Source organism: Streptomyces sp. NPDC093111 (assembly GCF_040683955.1).
GTDB lineage: Bacteria > Actinomycetota > Actinomycetes > Streptomycetales > Streptomycetaceae > Streptomyces.
Genome location: NZ_JBFBNW010000029.1, coordinates 64480 through 78807 on the forward strand (window position 1 = coordinate 64480; position 14328 = coordinate 78807).

The 14328-nt window shown below is 72.6% G+C and carries 12 protein-coding genes; 9 read left to right on the top strand and 3 right to left on the bottom strand.

Annotated elements, in window-relative coordinates:
- Positions 1–69: 69 nt before the first annotated feature.
- Positions 70–984: a poly-gamma-glutamate hydrolase family protein gene (locus AB0Q96_RS35535; RefSeq protein ID WP_365332841.1), complete on the top strand. Its 915-nt coding sequence runs from the start codon at positions 70–72 to the stop codon at positions 982–984.
- Positions 985–1739: 755 nt separating this feature from the next.
- A complete protein-coding gene (locus AB0Q96_RS35540; protein WP_365332892.1) occupies positions 1740–3488 on the top strand; it encodes a glycoside hydrolase family 6 protein in 1749 nt (582 codons plus the stop codon).
- A gap of 63 nt (positions 3489–3551) precedes the next feature.
- Here the strand turns inward: AB0Q96_RS35540 and AB0Q96_RS35545 are convergent, their stop codons facing one another.
- Entirely contained in the window at positions 3552–4031 is a 480-nt protein-coding gene (locus AB0Q96_RS35545) for a hypothetical protein (protein WP_365332843.1), read from the bottom strand.
- A 217-nt stretch (positions 4032–4248) separates the two neighbouring features.
- Positions 4249–5277 carry a LacI family DNA-binding transcriptional regulator gene (locus tag AB0Q96_RS35550; protein ID WP_365332845.1) on the bottom strand — a complete coding sequence of 343 codons (1029 nt, stop codon included), beginning with the start codon at positions 5275–5277 and terminating at the stop codon, positions 4249–4251.
- Between the two features lie 382 nt (positions 5278–5659).
- Here AB0Q96_RS35550 and AB0Q96_RS35555 point away from each other — a divergent pair, with 382 nt between their 5' ends.
- The 5 genes from AB0Q96_RS35555 to AB0Q96_RS35575 all read left to right on the top strand — a co-directional run bounded on the left by AB0Q96_RS35555 (position 5660) and on the right by AB0Q96_RS35575 (position 11256).
- The gene (locus AB0Q96_RS35555) at positions 5660–7003 is read left to right on the top strand and encodes an ABC transporter substrate-binding protein (RefSeq protein WP_365332847.1); all 1344 of its coding nucleotides are present in this window, start codon (positions 5660–5662) and stop codon (positions 7001–7003) included.
- A gap of 80 nt (positions 7004–7083) precedes the next feature.
- Positions 7084–8088 (top strand): sugar ABC transporter permease, encoded by a 1005-nt coding sequence (locus AB0Q96_RS35560; RefSeq protein WP_365332849.1) that lies wholly within the window; start codon positions 7084–7086, stop codon positions 8086–8088.
- Positions 8089–8091: 3 nt separating this feature from the next.
- Positions 8092–8949 carry a carbohydrate ABC transporter permease gene (locus AB0Q96_RS35565; RefSeq protein WP_361167516.1) on the top strand — a complete coding sequence of 286 codons (858 nt, stop codon included), beginning with the start codon at positions 8092–8094 and terminating at the stop codon, positions 8947–8949.
- A 136-nt stretch (positions 8950–9085) separates the two neighbouring features.
- Positions 9086–10531, top strand: coding sequence for a GH1 family beta-glucosidase (locus AB0Q96_RS35570; protein ID WP_365332851.1), 1446 nt, complete (start codon positions 9086–9088; stop codon positions 10529–10531).
- An 80-nt stretch (positions 10532–10611) separates the two neighbouring features.
- On the top strand, positions 10612–11256 hold the full coding sequence (locus tag AB0Q96_RS35575; protein WP_365332853.1) for a 1,4-alpha-glucan branching protein: 645 nt from the start codon (positions 10612–10614) through the stop codon (positions 11254–11256).
- 117 nt (positions 11257–11373) lie between these two features.
- Here AB0Q96_RS35575 and AB0Q96_RS35580 read toward each other — a convergent pair whose 3' ends face one another.
- Positions 11374–12291 carry a glutaminase gene (locus AB0Q96_RS35580; RefSeq protein ID WP_365332855.1) on the bottom strand — a complete coding sequence of 306 codons (918 nt, stop codon included), beginning with the start codon at positions 12289–12291 and terminating at the stop codon, positions 11374–11376.
- Positions 12292–12424: 133 nt separating this feature from the next.
- Between AB0Q96_RS35580 and AB0Q96_RS35585 the strand changes: the two genes are divergently transcribed.
- Together AB0Q96_RS35585 and AB0Q96_RS35590 are read left to right on the top strand one after the other, a co-directional pair.
- A complete protein-coding gene (locus tag AB0Q96_RS35585) occupies positions 12425–13372 on the top strand; it encodes an endonuclease/exonuclease/phosphatase family protein (RefSeq protein WP_365332857.1) in 948 nt (315 codons plus the stop codon).
- Positions 13373–13524: 152 nt separating this feature from the next.
- Positions 13525–14328: a VOC family protein gene (locus tag AB0Q96_RS35590; RefSeq protein ID WP_365332859.1), complete on the top strand. Its 804-nt coding sequence runs from the start codon at positions 13525–13527 to the stop codon at positions 14326–14328.

A 14328-nucleotide genomic window follows, 5' to 3' on the forward strand; every position in this document is an offset into this window, starting at 1 on the left:
CGGACACTCTGCCTGTCGGCAGGGCGACCTCGTGGCCGGGGTCGCGGAGGCGTCGTGCAGGATCGCCCCATGAACAAGACCAGCCGACGCTCCGTCCTCGCCTCCGCCGTCGCCGCGGCGGCCGCCCTGCCCACGCTCAACGCCATCGCCGGAAGCGGCGCCACGCCGGCCGCGGCGGCCGACACCTACGGCTCCAACACCGAGCTCTACAGCAAGAACGCGGCCCTTGAGGGCACCGACTGGATGCGCCGTTTCCGTATCAACGCTCCGGTGACGGTGACGGACAACACCAAGGTCTCCAGCCTTCCCGTCGGCGGCACCGCCGTCATCGCGCCGCACGGCGGCGGGCTGGAGGCGGGCACCAGCGAGCTGTGCATGGCCGTGGCCGGATACAGACCGTTCGCGTACGACACCGATCCGGCGGTCTCGACGGCGCCCGGTGAGCCGCAGCGCGACTTCTGGATGTTCGAGACGTTGAAGAACTCGGCGGCTCAGCACGTCACTTCGACCCACTGCGACGACCCGGCCGCGCTCGCCGTGTGCGCGAACAACCTGTACGCCGTCTCCCTCCACGGCTTCGACTCGGCCGAGCGGAAGATCATCATCGGCGGCCGGGACGAGCGCCTCAAGCGCAACCTGCTGGCCTCCCTCGCGAAGTACGGGATCACCTCCCCCACCACCAGCGCCAACTGGAACGTGAACGTCGTCATAGCGGGCGCCGACGACCCCATCAACGGCGACGACCCGGCCAACATCGTCAACCGCACCCGTTCGGGCGCGGGCGCCCAGCTGGAGCTGTCGACGGGGCTGCGGGAGGCCATGTTCGGCACCTTCGCGGGGGCGGACAACCGCCGGACCTCCGCCGGTGTCCCCAGCCCGGACAGCCCTTACGCCGACTACTTCTGGAACGGCTTCGTCAAGGGCGTGCGGGAGGCCGTCAGGAACCACGAGCTGGGCCTCGACGCCGGTTTCCTCGCCTCCTGAGCCCCGGACCGGGCGGACCCTCCCGCGGGCCCGCCCGGTCTCGCCTCCGGGGTGGGTCTGACGGTCCTGGTGGCATGCGGAGGATCTCCTCGCGGCTCGGAAGGTGGGGGAAGCGCCGGGGTGGGACACGGTCAAGCTCTGAACCAGTGGGAGCGCTCCCACTGTGCAGAGCCGAGGAGACCGCGTCAAGATGCGCGAAGAGTCGAAGGCACCCGGCCGATGAATTCGCCCAACTCCTCTTTCCTTTGGAGTGAGTTGGCGCTACGGTCTGGCCCCACCAGTGGGAGCGAATCCATTCCGTCGGCACGCCGTCAGGCCCGTGCCCTCGCCGAAGGACTCGCTCATGCGACATCCCCCGCGTCTGTCCGCGCTGCTCGCCGGAGCAGTGCTCATCGTGGCGAGCACCGCTCTCACAGGACCCGGCGGGCCGGACGGCCGCCGCCTGGCACATCCACCACGTCACCACCTGCTCCGACGAGACGTGCTGGAACGACACCCTCGCCCCGGTCGCCGCCCGGGTCCCCCCGGTGGCGGGCGAGATCGGTGAGAACACCTGCGGGCACGGCTTCGTCGACCGCGTCATGAAGCGGTGCGACGACCGCGCCCTGTCGTATCTCGGCTGGACCCGGAACACCTGGAACCGCGGCTCCGGGCCGGCCCTGATCACCTCGTACGACGGCACCCCCACCACATTCGGCATCGGGCTGCGCGACCACCTGCGCACCCCGAACGGAAACCGAAAGGGTCTCCCCTCCATGAGCCGCTCAACCAGCCGTACCGCCCTGCTCGCGGCCCTCGGCCTCATCACGGCGACCGGCGCCACCGCCACCGTGATCGGCACGGCCGCCGCCGGGGCCGCCACCCCGGGCTGCCGGGTCGACTACCGGATCTCCAGCCAGTGGAACACCGGCTTCGGCGCCGACGTGACCGTCACCAACACCGGGGACCCGGTCTCCGCCTGGACCCTGGAGTGGTCCTTCGGCGGCGACCAGAAGGTCACCCAGGGCTGGAACGCCGCCCTCACCCAGTCCGGCGCCGCCGTCACCGCGAAGAACGTCTCCTACAACGGCACCCTGGCCACGGGCGGTTCGACCTCCTTCGGCTTCAACGGCTCCTACGGCGGGACCAACGCCGTGCCGACGGTCTTCACCCTGAACGGCGTCGTCTGCAACGGCGCGACACCGCCCACCACACCCCCGACGACCCCGCCGACCACACCGCCCACCACCCCTCCGACGACGCCGCCCGCCGGGACGAAGGCCGACAACCCGTACGCCGGCGCCAAGGTGTACGTGAACCCCGAGTGGTCCGCCAAGGCGGCGGCCGAACCGGGCGGCACCAAGGTGTCGAACCAGCCCACGGGTGTCTGGCTGGACCGGATCGCCGCCATCAACGGCTCCTCGACCTCCATGGGCCTGCGCGCCCACCTCGACGAGGCGCTGAAGCAGAAGGGTTCCGGCGAGCTCGTCGTCCAGCTGGTGATCTACAACCTGCCCGGCCGCGACTGCGCGGCCCTCGCCTCCAACGGCGAGCTCGGGCCGACGGAGATCGACAGGTACAAGACCCAGTACATCGACCCCATCGCGGCGATCCTCGGCGACGCCACGTACGCGGGCCTGCGGATCGTGACCACCGTCGAGATCGACTCCCTGCCCAACCTCGTCACCAACGTCTCCGGCCGCCCCACCGCGACCGCGAACTGCGACGTGATGAAGGCCAACGGCAACTACGTCAAGGGCGTCGGCTACGCCCTGAACAAGCTGGGCTCGATCGCCAACGTCTACAACTACGTGGACGCCGGACACCACGGCTGGCTCGGCTGGGACGACAACTTCGGCGCCTCCGCCGACCTGTTCAAGACCGCCGCGACGGCCGAGGGCTCGACCGTCGCCGACGTGCAGGGCTTCATCGTGAACACCGCCAACTACAGCGCCCTGAAGGAGGACCACTTCGCGGTCGGCGACTCCGTGAACGGCGTCTCGGTGCGCCAGTCGAAGTGGGTCGACTGGAACCGCTACACCGACGAGCTGTCGTACGCCCAGGCCATGCGGGACAAGCTGGTCTCCATCGGCTTCGACCCGAAGATCGGCATGCTCGTCGACACCTCCCGCAACGGCTGGGGCGGCACCGCCCGGCCCGCCGGCCCCGGCGCCACCACGAACGTCGACACCTACGTGAACGGGGGCCGTTACGACCGGCGCATCCATCTCGGCAACTGGTGCAACCAGTCCGGCGCGGGCCTCGGCGAACGGCCCCAGGCGGCCCCGGCGGCCGGCATCGACGCGTACGTCTGGATGAAGCCCCCGGGCGAGTCCGACGGGGCGAGCAAGGAGATCCCCAACAACGAGGGCAAGGGCTTCGACCGGATGTGCGACCCGACGTACACCGGCAACGCCCGCAACGGCAACAGCATGTCCGGGGCGCTGCCGGACGCCCCGCTGTCCGGCCAGTGGTTCTCGGCCCAGTTCCAGGAGCTCCTGAAGAACGCGCACCCGGCGCTGTGACCCGTACCTGAGCCGGCCGGGCGGGCCGGGACCCTCCCCGGTCCCGGCCCGCCCTCCGGCCGCTCAGCCCCCGGCGCAGCTCGCGGCGGGCAGCTCCCGGCTCGTCACCCGCGGGGCGCGGCCGGTGGGGAAGGTGACGTCGAAGGCGAAGCAGCCGTGCACGTAGGTCTCGTTCACGAAGATGAACGTGCGCGCCGGGCCGATGCCTAGCAGGCCGGCGACCACGCTGGTCGTGCCGCCCCGCCGTACGGTCCCGACCAGGCCCTTGGCGGGCTTCGCCGGAGGGAACGCGGCGGTGATCTCGGCGTCGCTCAGGGTCCCGTCGGCCGCGGTCCCGGCCAGCTCGCGCCGGTGCCGCTCCACCGACGCGTCCAGGTTCTCCCGGGCCGCCGCCTCGTCGCGGGCCGGCTCGGTGGCCAGCCAGATCCAGCCGCCGACGACGAGGACGAGCAGGGCGACGAGTACGGCCAGGCACCCGCGCCCCAGGCAGCCGGGCGCGCGGCTCCGCCCGGGCGGCGGTGTCGGGTCGGGACGGGTCCACATGGGCGCAGCCTCTCCCCGTGGCCGCCGCCGGACCGTGCCCTTGGCCGAACCGCAACCACACCGAGGCACCACGGTGACGCGTCGCCGCGCCCGGGACCCGACGGCGACGGCGACCGCGACCGCGACGGCAACCGCAACCGCAACCGCAACCGCAACGGCGGATCCGCGCCCGGGAGATGACCTCCGTGGTCCGCCCGGCGCCCGCCCCGGGGTCCGCTCAGGACGAGTCGCGCGGCACCAAGGTCGTGGGCAGCACCCTGCACTGAGGTTCCGCCGGCTCCGTGGGATCCGCGATGCGGTCGAGGAGCATGCGCGCCATGGTCCGGCCCATCTCCTCGATGGGCTGGCGCACGCTGGTCAGCGGCGGGTCCATGAGGCGGGCCACGGCCGAGTCGTCCACGCCGACCAGGGCGACGTCCTCCGGGACCCGGCGGCCCGCCTCGCGCAGGACGCCGCGCGCGCCGGCCGCCATGACGTCGGAGGCGGCGAAGACGGCGTCCAGGCCGGGGCTGCGGGCGAGGAGTTCGCGCATCGCCCGGCGGCCACCCTCCTCGGTGAAGTCGCCGGTGGCGACGCGGAGTTCGTCGGGTTCGAGGCCGGCGAGGGCGATGCCCTCGCGGTAGCCGTCGAGGCGGGCCCGGGCCGCGTACATGTCGAGGGGGCCGGTGATCGTCGCGATCCGGCTGCGTCCGCGCGCGGCGAGGTGGGCGACGGCGGCCCGGCCCGCGCCCGTGTTGTCGGAGTCGACGTAGGCGGCGGATTCGTCGGCGGTGCGCCGGCCCCCCAGGACGACGGGGAGGCCGAGTTCGCGGACGAGGTCGGGCAGCGGGTCGTCGGCGTGCACGGAGGTGAGCAGGACGCCGTCCACCCGCTGGGCGGCGAGGTACTGCTCGAAGCGCTTCCGCTCCCGCTCGGTACGGACCAGCGTGAGCAGCAACTGCTTGTCGGCCTCGGCGAGTTCGGCGCTGACCCCGCGGATGATGTCGAGGAAGTACGGCTCGGCGAAGAGCCGGGCCTCGGTCTCGGGGATGACCAGGGCGATGGCGTCGGTGCGGCTGCCGGCGAGGGCGCGGGCGGCCTGGTTGGGCACGTAGCCGAGTTCCTCGATGGCCCGGTGGACGGCCTGGCGGGCCTGTTCGCTGACCCGAGGCGAGCCGTTGATCACCCGGGAGACCGTGCCCCGGCCGACGCCGGCCCTGGCGGCGACCTCCTCCAGCGTGGGCCTGCCACTCTGCCGTCCGTTCACGACCTTCGTACTCCCCTCGTGGCGACCTCGGCCCCATCCGCTGATCTGGTCAAGATAGGCCACGATCGGCACTCCCGTCAGAATCCGGCACCGTTCGGCACCCGAACGATGGGAGCGCTCCCACATTAGCGGATTCCCGGCACGGACCCCATCACCCCCCGCCCGGCGACGAATCCGCGTTCATGTCTTGACACCGGCACCCGGCAGGCAGGAACCTTCCGGCAGCGACGACGTGGGAGCGCTCCCACCCTGGGGGCGCAGAGCCTGCCCACCCGGCCCGTGCCGACGTCGTGATCCGGTCCCGACCGCCCGAGCCGAGCCGCGAGAGCCGTCCGGACCCCTTGGCGCACAACGAGCACCACCTTTGGACGAGGAGAGTGGAATGCGCACTTCCAGCAGCAGACGGACACCCGGCCGCACCCGCCGTACCGTGCTCGCCGCCGTCACCGCCCTGGCGGCCGGCACGGCCCTGCTCACCGCTTGCGGCGGCGACGGAGCCGACGCCGCCGACGACGGGACCATCACGCTGCGGATCGGCACCTTCGGTTCGTTCGGCTACGACGACAAGACGGGCGCCAAGCTGTACGCCGAGTACGAGAAGGCGCACCCCGGCATCAAGATCGTCGAGTCGAACGTGGCCGACGGCCAGAAGTACTGGGACACCCTCAAGCTGCGCCTCTCCCGCAACAGCGGCCTCGCCGACATCCAGGCCGTCGAGGTCGGCTACATAGCCGAGGCCACCGGCTCCTCGATGGCCGACAAGTGGGTGGACCTGTCCAAGAACGGCGGCGCCGACCTGGGCGCCTTCCTCGACTGGAAGGTCAAGCAGGCCACCACCGCCGACGGCAGGGTGATCGGCCTCGGCACCGACATCGGCCCCATGGCCATCTGCTACGACAAGGAGCTCTTCGCCAAGGCCAAGCTGCCCACCGAGCGCACCGAGGTCGGCCGCCTCTGGGCCGGGGACTGGTCGAAGTTCCTGGCGACCGGCCGGACCTACCAGAAGAACGCCCCCGCCGGGACCTCCTTCCACGACTCCGCGAGCGGCCTGTTCAACGCCGTCATCTCCAGCGAGCCGGAGCAGTACGCGAACGCGAGCGGACAGCTCGCCTGGGAGGACAGCCCCGGTGTGAAGAAGGCCTGGGACACCGCCGTCGCGGCGGCGGGCGGCGGACTCACGGCCAAGCTGCGCCAGTTCGACGAGAAGGGCACCTGGAACGCCGCGTTCAAGAACTCGAAGTTCGCCACGGTCGCCTGCCCCAGCTGGATGACCGGCATCATCAAGGACCAGGCGGGCGCCGGCAACCAGGGCAAGTGGGACATCGCCGCCCCGCCGGTGGCGGGCAACTGGGGCGGCTCCTTCCTCGCCGTCCCCAAGTCCGGCAAGCACACCAAGGAGGCCGCCGAGCTGGCCGCCTGGCTCACCGCCCCGGCCCAGCACGCCAAGGTCTTCGCGGTGAACGGCAACATCCCGTCGACCAAGGACACCCTGTCCTCGGCCGCGGTGGTGGGCGCCAAGCTGCCGTACTTCGGCGACACCCCGGTCGGTGAGATCTTCGCCGCCGCCGCGGCGAACATCCGCCCGGCGCCGATCAGCCGCTGGGACGGGCAGATGAAGACCTTCCTCACCGACAACGGCATCCTCGACATCGAGCAGCGCGGCACGGACCCGGCGAAGGCCTGGGAGAACGTCAGGAAGCTGGCCGAGGACAAGATCGCCCGGTAGCGGGAGGCGCGCGGCGGCCCGCCCCGGCGGGCCGCCGCCGTCCGCCCCACCCGCACGCTCCGACCTGGAAGGACGCCCTCGTGGCCACCTCCGTACGGGCGAGGAACGGCGGCTCGCCGTCGCCCGACGCACCGCCCTCCCCCGCCCCGCGCCCGGGCACCGCCCGTTCCGGCTCCGCCCGCCGCGCCCGGTTCTACCGCTGGGACCTGAAGGCGACCCCGTACCTCTTCGTCGCCCCCTTCTTCCTCACCTTCGCGGCCTTCGGCCTCTTCCCCCTGCTCTACACCGGCTGGCTCTCGCTCAACCGGGTCGAGCTCGGCGGCGATCCGCAGTGGAAGGGCCTGGAGAACTACTCCGACCTGGCCACCAGCGAGTTCTTCTGGAACGCGCTGGCCAACACCTTCACCATCGGGCTGATCTCCACGGTCCCCCAGCTGCTCATGGCCCTCGGACTCGCCCACCTGCTCAACTACCGCCTGCGCGGCCGCGGTTTCTTCCGGGTCGCCGTCCTCGCCCCGTACGCGACCTCGATCGCGGCGGCCACCCTGGTCTTCGCCCAGCTCTTCAACACCGACTACGGGCTGATCAACTCGGCGCTCGGCTGGGTGGGCTTCGACCCGGTCGACTGGGAGGCCTCGAAGTGGCCCGCGCAGATCGCCATCTCGGCGATCGTGATCTGGCGCTGGACCGGCTACAACGCGCTGATCTACCTGGCCGCGATGCAGGCCGTCCCGCAGGACCTGTACGAGGCGGCGGCCCTCGACGGGGCCTCGCGCTGGCGCCAGTTCCTGAGCGTGACCATCCCCTCGATCCGTCCCACCATCCTCTTCACCGTCATCGTCTCCACCATCGGCGCCACCCAGCTCTTCGGCGAGCCGATGCTCTACGGCGGCAGCGTCGGCATCTCGGGCGGCAGCGGCAACCAGTTCCAGACGCTCAGCCTGCTCATGTACGAGAAGGGCTGGGTCACCGGCGCCCTGGGCCAGGCCTCCGCCATCGCCTGGGTGATGCTGCTGCTCCTGCTGCTCGCCGGCGGCGTCCAGTCGCTCGTCGCCCGTTCGCACCGCAAGAAGCTGGGGGGCTGACCCATGGCCCGTACTCTCCTCCGGCAGTCGGCCGGCCGGCAGCACCACGCGGGTCCGCTGACCTACGTCCTGCTCGGCGTGGCCGCGCTGTTCTCGCTCTTCCCGCTCTACTGGAACCTCGTCGCCGCCTCGCACAGCGGCGAACGGGTGGTGGAGGCGCCCGCGCCGCTGCTGCCCGGGCCGCGCCTCTTCGACAACCTGTCCTTCGCCTGGAACCAGGTCGACATGGGCGAGGCCCTGGTCAACACGACGGTGGTCGCCTCGCTGGTCGCCCTGTCGACGGTGCTGTTCGCCACGCTCGCCGGCTTCGCCTTCGCCAAGCTGCGCTTCAAGGGGCGGGGCGCGCTGCTCACCCTGGTCGTGGCGACGATGACGATCCCGCCGCAGCTCAGCGTGATCCCGCTGTACCGGATCATCACCGACCTGGGCTGGGTCGACCAGCTCCAGTCGGTGGTCCTGCCCTCGCTGGTGGCCGCGTTCGGCGTGTTCTTCATGCGCCAGTACCTCGTCGAGGCGCTGCCCGTCGAACTGGTCGAGGCGGCCCGGATGGACGGCGCGCACTCGCTGCGGATCGTCTGGCACGTGGTCTTCCCGGTGGCCCGGCCCGCGATGGCCGTCCTCGGCATGCTGGTGTTCGTGCAGGCGTGGAACGACTTCTTCTGGCCGTTCATCGCGCTCACCCCGGACGGCAGCCCCACCCTCCAGGTGGCGCTCGCCGGACTGGGCTCGGGCAACCACACGGTCGACCAGGCCGTGGTGCTGACCGGCGCCCTGATCTCCACGGTGCCGCTGCTGCTGGTGTTCGCCGTGCTCGGCAAGCACATCGTCGGCGGGATCACCGCGGGCGCGGTGAAGAGCTGACCTCGCCCGCACCCCGGTCCCCCGCGGCCTCCCGGACCGCGCCGGCCTCCCTAACTTCCCTGACTTCCCTGACTTCCCCGGCTTCCCCCGGCTTCTCCTTTCCTTCTGTCCTCCTCTGCGTTGGGAGCGCTCTCCTATGACCGCGTCCGAGACCCGGCCGCTCACCGCCGTCCGCCGATTCCCGTCCGACTTCCTGTGGGGCGCCGCCACCGCCGCGTACCAGATCGAGGGCGCGGCGGCGGAGGACGGGCGCACACCGTCCATCTGGGACACCTTCTCGCACACCCCGGGGAAGGTCTTCCAGGGCCACACCGGCGATGTGGCCGTCGACCATTACCACCGCTTCCGCGACGACGTCCGGCTGATGGGCGAACTCGGCCTGAACGCCTACCGGTTCTCCGTCTCGTGGTCCCGGGTCCAGCCGACCGGGCGCGGTCCGGCCGTCCAGAAGGGCCTCGACTTCTACCGGCGGCTCGTCGACGAGCTGCTCGCGGCGGGCATCGAGCCGGCGCTCACGCTCTACCACTGGGACCTGCCGCAGGAGCTGGAGGACGCCGGCGGCTGGCCGGAGCGGGCGACGGCGGAGCGCTTCGCCGCGTACGCGGGCCTGGTGGCCGACGCCCTGGGCGACCGGGTCACCCGCTGGACCACCCTCAACGAGCCCTGGTGCTCGGCCTTCCTGGGCTACGGCTCCGGCGTCCACGCCCCGGGCCGCACCGACCCGGTGGCCGCGCTGCGGGCCGCCCACCACCTCAACCTCGGCCACGGGCTCGCCGTACAGGCGCTGCGGTCGGCGCTGCCGGCCGGGGCGAAGCTGGCGGTCTCGCTCAACCTGCACGAGGTGCGCCCACTGACGCCGTCCGCCGCCGACCGGGAGGCGGCCCGCCGGATCGACGCCGTCGGCAACGGGGTGTGGCTCGGGCCGATGCTGGAGGGCGCCTATCCCGAGGAGCTGTTCGCCGACACGGCGCACCTGACCGACTGGGCGTTCGTACGGGACGGGGACGCGGCGACGGCCGGGCAGCCGCTGGACTGGCTGGGCGTCAACTACTACACGCCGACGGTGGTCTCGCGGGTCGCCGACGGCGACGAGAAGCCGCAGGACGACGGGCACGGCAACAGCGCCCACTCCCCCTGGCCGGGCGCCGAGGACGTCGCCTTCCACCAGGCGGACGGCGCGCGGACGGCGATGGGCTGGCCGGTGGACCCGGACGGGCTCTACGACCTGCTCACCCGGATCTCGGCGCGCTACCCGGGCCTGCCGCTGGTGGTCAGCGAGAACGGTGCCGCGTACGAGGACGTGGTCGGTCCGGACGGCTCGGTGCACGACCCGGAGCGCACGGCGTACGTCCACGCCCATCTGCGGGCCGTGCACCGGGCGGTGACGGACGGGGCCGAGGTGGCCGGGTACTTCCTGTGGTCGCTGCTCGACAACTTCGAGTGGGCGTACGGCTACGCGAAGCGGTTCGGCGCGGTGCACGTCGACTACGCGACGCTGCGCAGGACGCCGAAGTCCAGCGCCCGCTGGTACGCGCGGGTGGCCCGCTCCGGGGAGCTGTCGCCGCCCGACGGCGAGGGCTGAGTCCGGTGGGGCGGGTACGGTTCGGGGCGGGGGCGCACGCCCGCTCGGAACCGTACCGTCTCGGAGGAAGTGCACGAGGAATGGCCGTCATTCACAAGACCACGATGCAGCCGACCAAGCTGGAGCTCCTGGAGAGCTGGCTCCCGACCAGGCCCTGGTACCTGGGCCGCGAGGGGGCCGTGCCCGTCCTGGAGAAGGCCGGCGGCTTCCGGCTCGACGACCCGGAGGGCGAGGTGGGCATCGAGTTCATGGTGGTCGCCGACTCCTCGGGCGACGAGACCCACGCCTATCTGCTGCCGGTGACCTACCGGGGTGCGCCGCTGGAGGGCGCGGAGGGCGCGCTGATCGGGACGTCCGAGCACGGTGTGCTGGGGACCCGTTGGGTGTACGACGGGACGCACGACCCGGTCCTGCTGGGCGAGTTGACGGCCCTGCTCGAAGGCCGCGCGGCCCCGCAGGCGCAGAGCCTGACCGACGTCCCGGACCCGACCGTGGCGGCCTCCTTCGACGGGTCGGGCGCCTGGGACGCGAGCGCCGCGCCGGGCGTCGAGGACGGCACGGACGGCACCGACGTACGGCTCGGCGCGGGCGCGCCGCTGCTGCGGGTCGTGCGGGTCCTCGGTCGCGGGGTGTCCGGTGCGCGGGGCGAGGTGACCGCGGGCTGGCACCTGCCGGGCGGCGAGGAGCTGCGCGGCGCGTACGTCGTGGTGCTCGACCCGGCCTGACGGGCCGCCCGGCGAGGGGCGTGGGCGGGCCGGGTAGCGCCCGGCTCGTCCGGCCGGTCCGGCGCATCGGCCGGTCCGGCGCATGCGGCCGGTCCGGCTCCTCCCGCCGGGTCCCGGTCAGAAGACGGACAGGCCGGTGATGGTGGTGAAACGGTCGAGGGCGGCGACTCCGGCGACGGAGTTGCCGCGCGCGTCGAGGCCGGGGCTCCACACGCAGAGGGTGCAGCGGCCCGGGACGACCGCGATGATGGCGCCGCCGACGCCGCTCTTGCCGGGCAGTCCGACCCGGTACGCGAAGTCGCCGGCGGCGTCATAGGTCCCGCAGGTGAGCATGACGGCGTTGACCTGCTTGGCCTGGCTGCGGGTGAGCAGCCGGGAGCCGTCGGCGCGGATGCCGTGGCGGGCGAGGAAGCCGGTGGCGAGGGCGAGGTCCGCGCAGGATGCCTCGACGGAGCACTGGCGGAAGTACTCGCGCAGCAGGGTCGGCACGGGGTTGGCGATGTTGTCGTAGCTCGCCATGAAGTGGGCGAGGGCGGCGTTGCGGTCGCCGCGCGCGGTCTCGGAGGCGGCGACGTCGCGGTCGAAGTCGAGGTCGTGGTTGCCGCTCTCGGCGCGCAGGAAGTCGAGGAGGACGCCGGAGGCGTCGCCGGTCATCCGGTGGAGCTGGTCGGTGACGACGAGGGCGCCCGCGTTGATGAACGGGTTGCGCGGGATGCCGTTCTCGTACTCCAGCTGGACGAGCGAGTTGAACGGGTTGCCGGAGGGCTCGCGGCCGACGTGGTCCCAGAGCGGGTCGCCCTTGCGGGCCAGCGCGAGGGCGAGGGTGAAGACCTTGGTGACGGACTGGGTGGAGAAGGGCTGCTGCCACTCGCCGACGCCGTACACCGTCCCGTCGAGTTCGGCGACGGCCATCCCGAAGCGGTTCGGGTCGGCGGAGGCGAGCGCGGGGATGTAGTCGGCGGGCCGGCCGCGGTCGGTGAGGCCCGTGATCTCCTCGGCGATGCGGTCCAGGACGGGTGCGAACGTCAACAACATGATCACATCATGCGCCGGGCGGCCCTCGGGCGCTGTCAGTGCCCCTGCCTATGATCGTTCCCGCTGTCGCCGAGTGCGGCGCCCGGCCGCGACGTGGCCGGTCAGGGAGGGGAGATCCGTCATGCGAGGTTTCATGAGACGCGGTTCGGCGGTACGGCGCCGGGGTCTGCGGCTGGCTGTGGCGGGGGCGCTGGCCGCCGTGCTGCTGCCGGCGACGGCGGCGCGGGCGGAGACTCCCGCCCCGCGCACGTACACGGTCTGGCAGTGGAACGTGGCGGGGAACACGATCCACAGCGGCTCCACGACCGACGGCATGGTCACGCAGGCCGCCGCGTCCGTGGTGAGCCGCTCGGCCGACTTCGCCGCCTTCAACGAGCTGTGTCAGGGGCAGTACAGCGCCCTGGTGGAGGAGCTCCGCGCCAAGGGGTGGCCGCAGGACGCCCAGAACTTCGCCCGCTTCGAGCCGAGCCGCCCGGCGGGCAACGCCTCGGTGTGCAAGGGCGAGGCATTCGGGAACGCGCTGTTCAGCAAGCGCCCGCTGGGCGGCGCCGCCCGCTTCGCGCTGCCCGACGACGGGACGGCGGAGAAGCGCAACCTGCTGTGCGCGCCGCTGACCGACGGCACGGCGACGCGGTTCTGCACGACGCACATCACGACCAGCCAGACGGCCAACGTGGCCCAGCTGGAGTTCGTGCGCCAGAAGCTTGAGGCGTACGACGCGGCCGGGGAGACGACGCTGATCGCGGGCGACTTCAACGCCCAGCCGAGCTACGGCCGGCTGAACTCGTACTACGCGGCGAGCGTGGACACCCCGAACAACGCGAACAACACCGGCCAGTACCGGGAGCTCGACGACAACGACCCCGACCACTGCCCCGGGTACGGGGAGTGGACGGCCGACGGCACGCCCGGCACGACGCCGCCGTGCGGCGGGAACGCGAAGATCGACCACATCTTCGTGCGGGAGAGCGCGCTCGCCGGTCCGTACAGCGCGGACTCGCTCGCGATCTCCACGAGCTGCACGGGGGTCACGGCCTGCTCCGACCACCGGATACTCGTCGGTACGGTCACGGTCGCCTAGCGCCGTCACCCGTCCAGGGGTGCGCGGGTGCCCCGCGGCCCGGCGGCGGCCCGTCCCCCGCGCATCCGCGCACCCGCCCGACCGAGTGGCGAAGCCCGCAGGTCCGGGCGAGGGTGTCGTGGGGGGAACGGACCGAGAGTGAGGTGAGCCGGGTGCCGCTGACCGCGGACGAGCCGGGGGCGCCGTGCTGGCTGAGCCTGGCCGCGCGCGACCTCGAATCCGCCGAGCGGTTCTACGGGGCGGTCCTCGGCTGGACCTTCCGGCACGGCCCCCTCGGCCGCGGCTTCTCCGTCGGCGAGCGCGACGGCACACCGGTCGCCGGCATCGGCGAGGTGGTGGACCGGATGGCGGTGCCGGTGGCCTGGACGGCGTACTTCGCGGTCGCCGACGCCGACGCGGCGGTGGCCCGCATCCGCGAGCGCGGCGGCACCGTCGGGGTCGGCCCGGTGGCCTTCCCGCCGCGCGGCCGGGCGGCGCTCGCCACCGACCTGGAGGGCGCCGCCTTCGGCGTCTGGGAGGGCCGGGTCTCCTCCCGCTGGCGGGTGGGCGAGCAGCACGCCCCCGCCTGGCTGGAGCTGCACACCCGCAACGCCTTCGACGCCGCCGTCTTCTACGGCGGGGTGCTGGACTGGCTCGACGGCGGCGCGGAACGCTTCGAGGTGGCCTACGAGGACGAGCAGGTCGTCCTGCGCCGCCAGGGTGACGCCGTCGCCCGACTGAACAGCGGCCCCGCGGACGCCTCCTCCGAACAGCCGCAGCGCCGCCCGCGCTGGCTGGTCCACTTCCGGGTGCCGGACCTGGAGCGGGCGACCGCCGCAGTCCTCGACCACGGCGGCTCCCTCGTGCCCGAGGCCGACGACGGCTGGCGGGCCCCGTCCGGCCGGCGGACCACCGTGCGGGACCCGCAGGGCGGCCTGTTCACCCTGGACGAGAACCCGGCGCCGCCGGAGCCCTGA

Bases quoted from the DNA above. Each gene is read 5' to 3' on its own strand.
- AB0Q96_RS35535 (WP_365332841.1), top strand. From the start codon at position 70: ATGAACAAGACCAGCCGACGCTCCGTCCTCGCCTCCGCCGTCGCCGCG.
- AB0Q96_RS35540 (WP_365332892.1), top strand. From the start codon at position 1,740: ATGAGCCGCTCAACCAGCCGTACCGCCCTGCTCGCGGCCCTCGGCCTC.
- AB0Q96_RS35545 (WP_365332843.1), bottom strand. From the start codon at position 4,031: ATGTGGACCCGTCCCGACCCGACACCGCCGCCCGGGCGGAGCCGCGCG.
- AB0Q96_RS35555 (WP_365332847.1), top strand. From the start codon at position 5,660: ATGCGCACTTCCAGCAGCAGACGGACACCCGGCCGCACCCGCCGTACC.
- AB0Q96_RS35565 (WP_361167516.1), top strand. From the start codon at position 8,092: ATGGCCCGTACTCTCCTCCGGCAGTCGGCCGGCCGGCAGCACCACGCG.
- AB0Q96_RS35570 (WP_365332851.1), top strand. From the start codon at position 9,086: ATGACCGCGTCCGAGACCCGGCCGCTCACCGCCGTCCGCCGATTCCCG.
- AB0Q96_RS35575 (WP_365332853.1), top strand. From the start codon at position 10,612: ATGGCCGTCATTCACAAGACCACGATGCAGCCGACCAAGCTGGAGCTC.
- AB0Q96_RS35580 (WP_365332855.1), bottom strand. From the start codon at position 12,291: ATGTTGTTGACGTTCGCACCCGTCCTGGACCGCATCGCCGAGGAGATC.
- AB0Q96_RS35585 (WP_365332857.1), top strand. From the start codon at position 12,425: ATGAGACGCGGTTCGGCGGTACGGCGCCGGGGTCTGCGGCTGGCTGTG.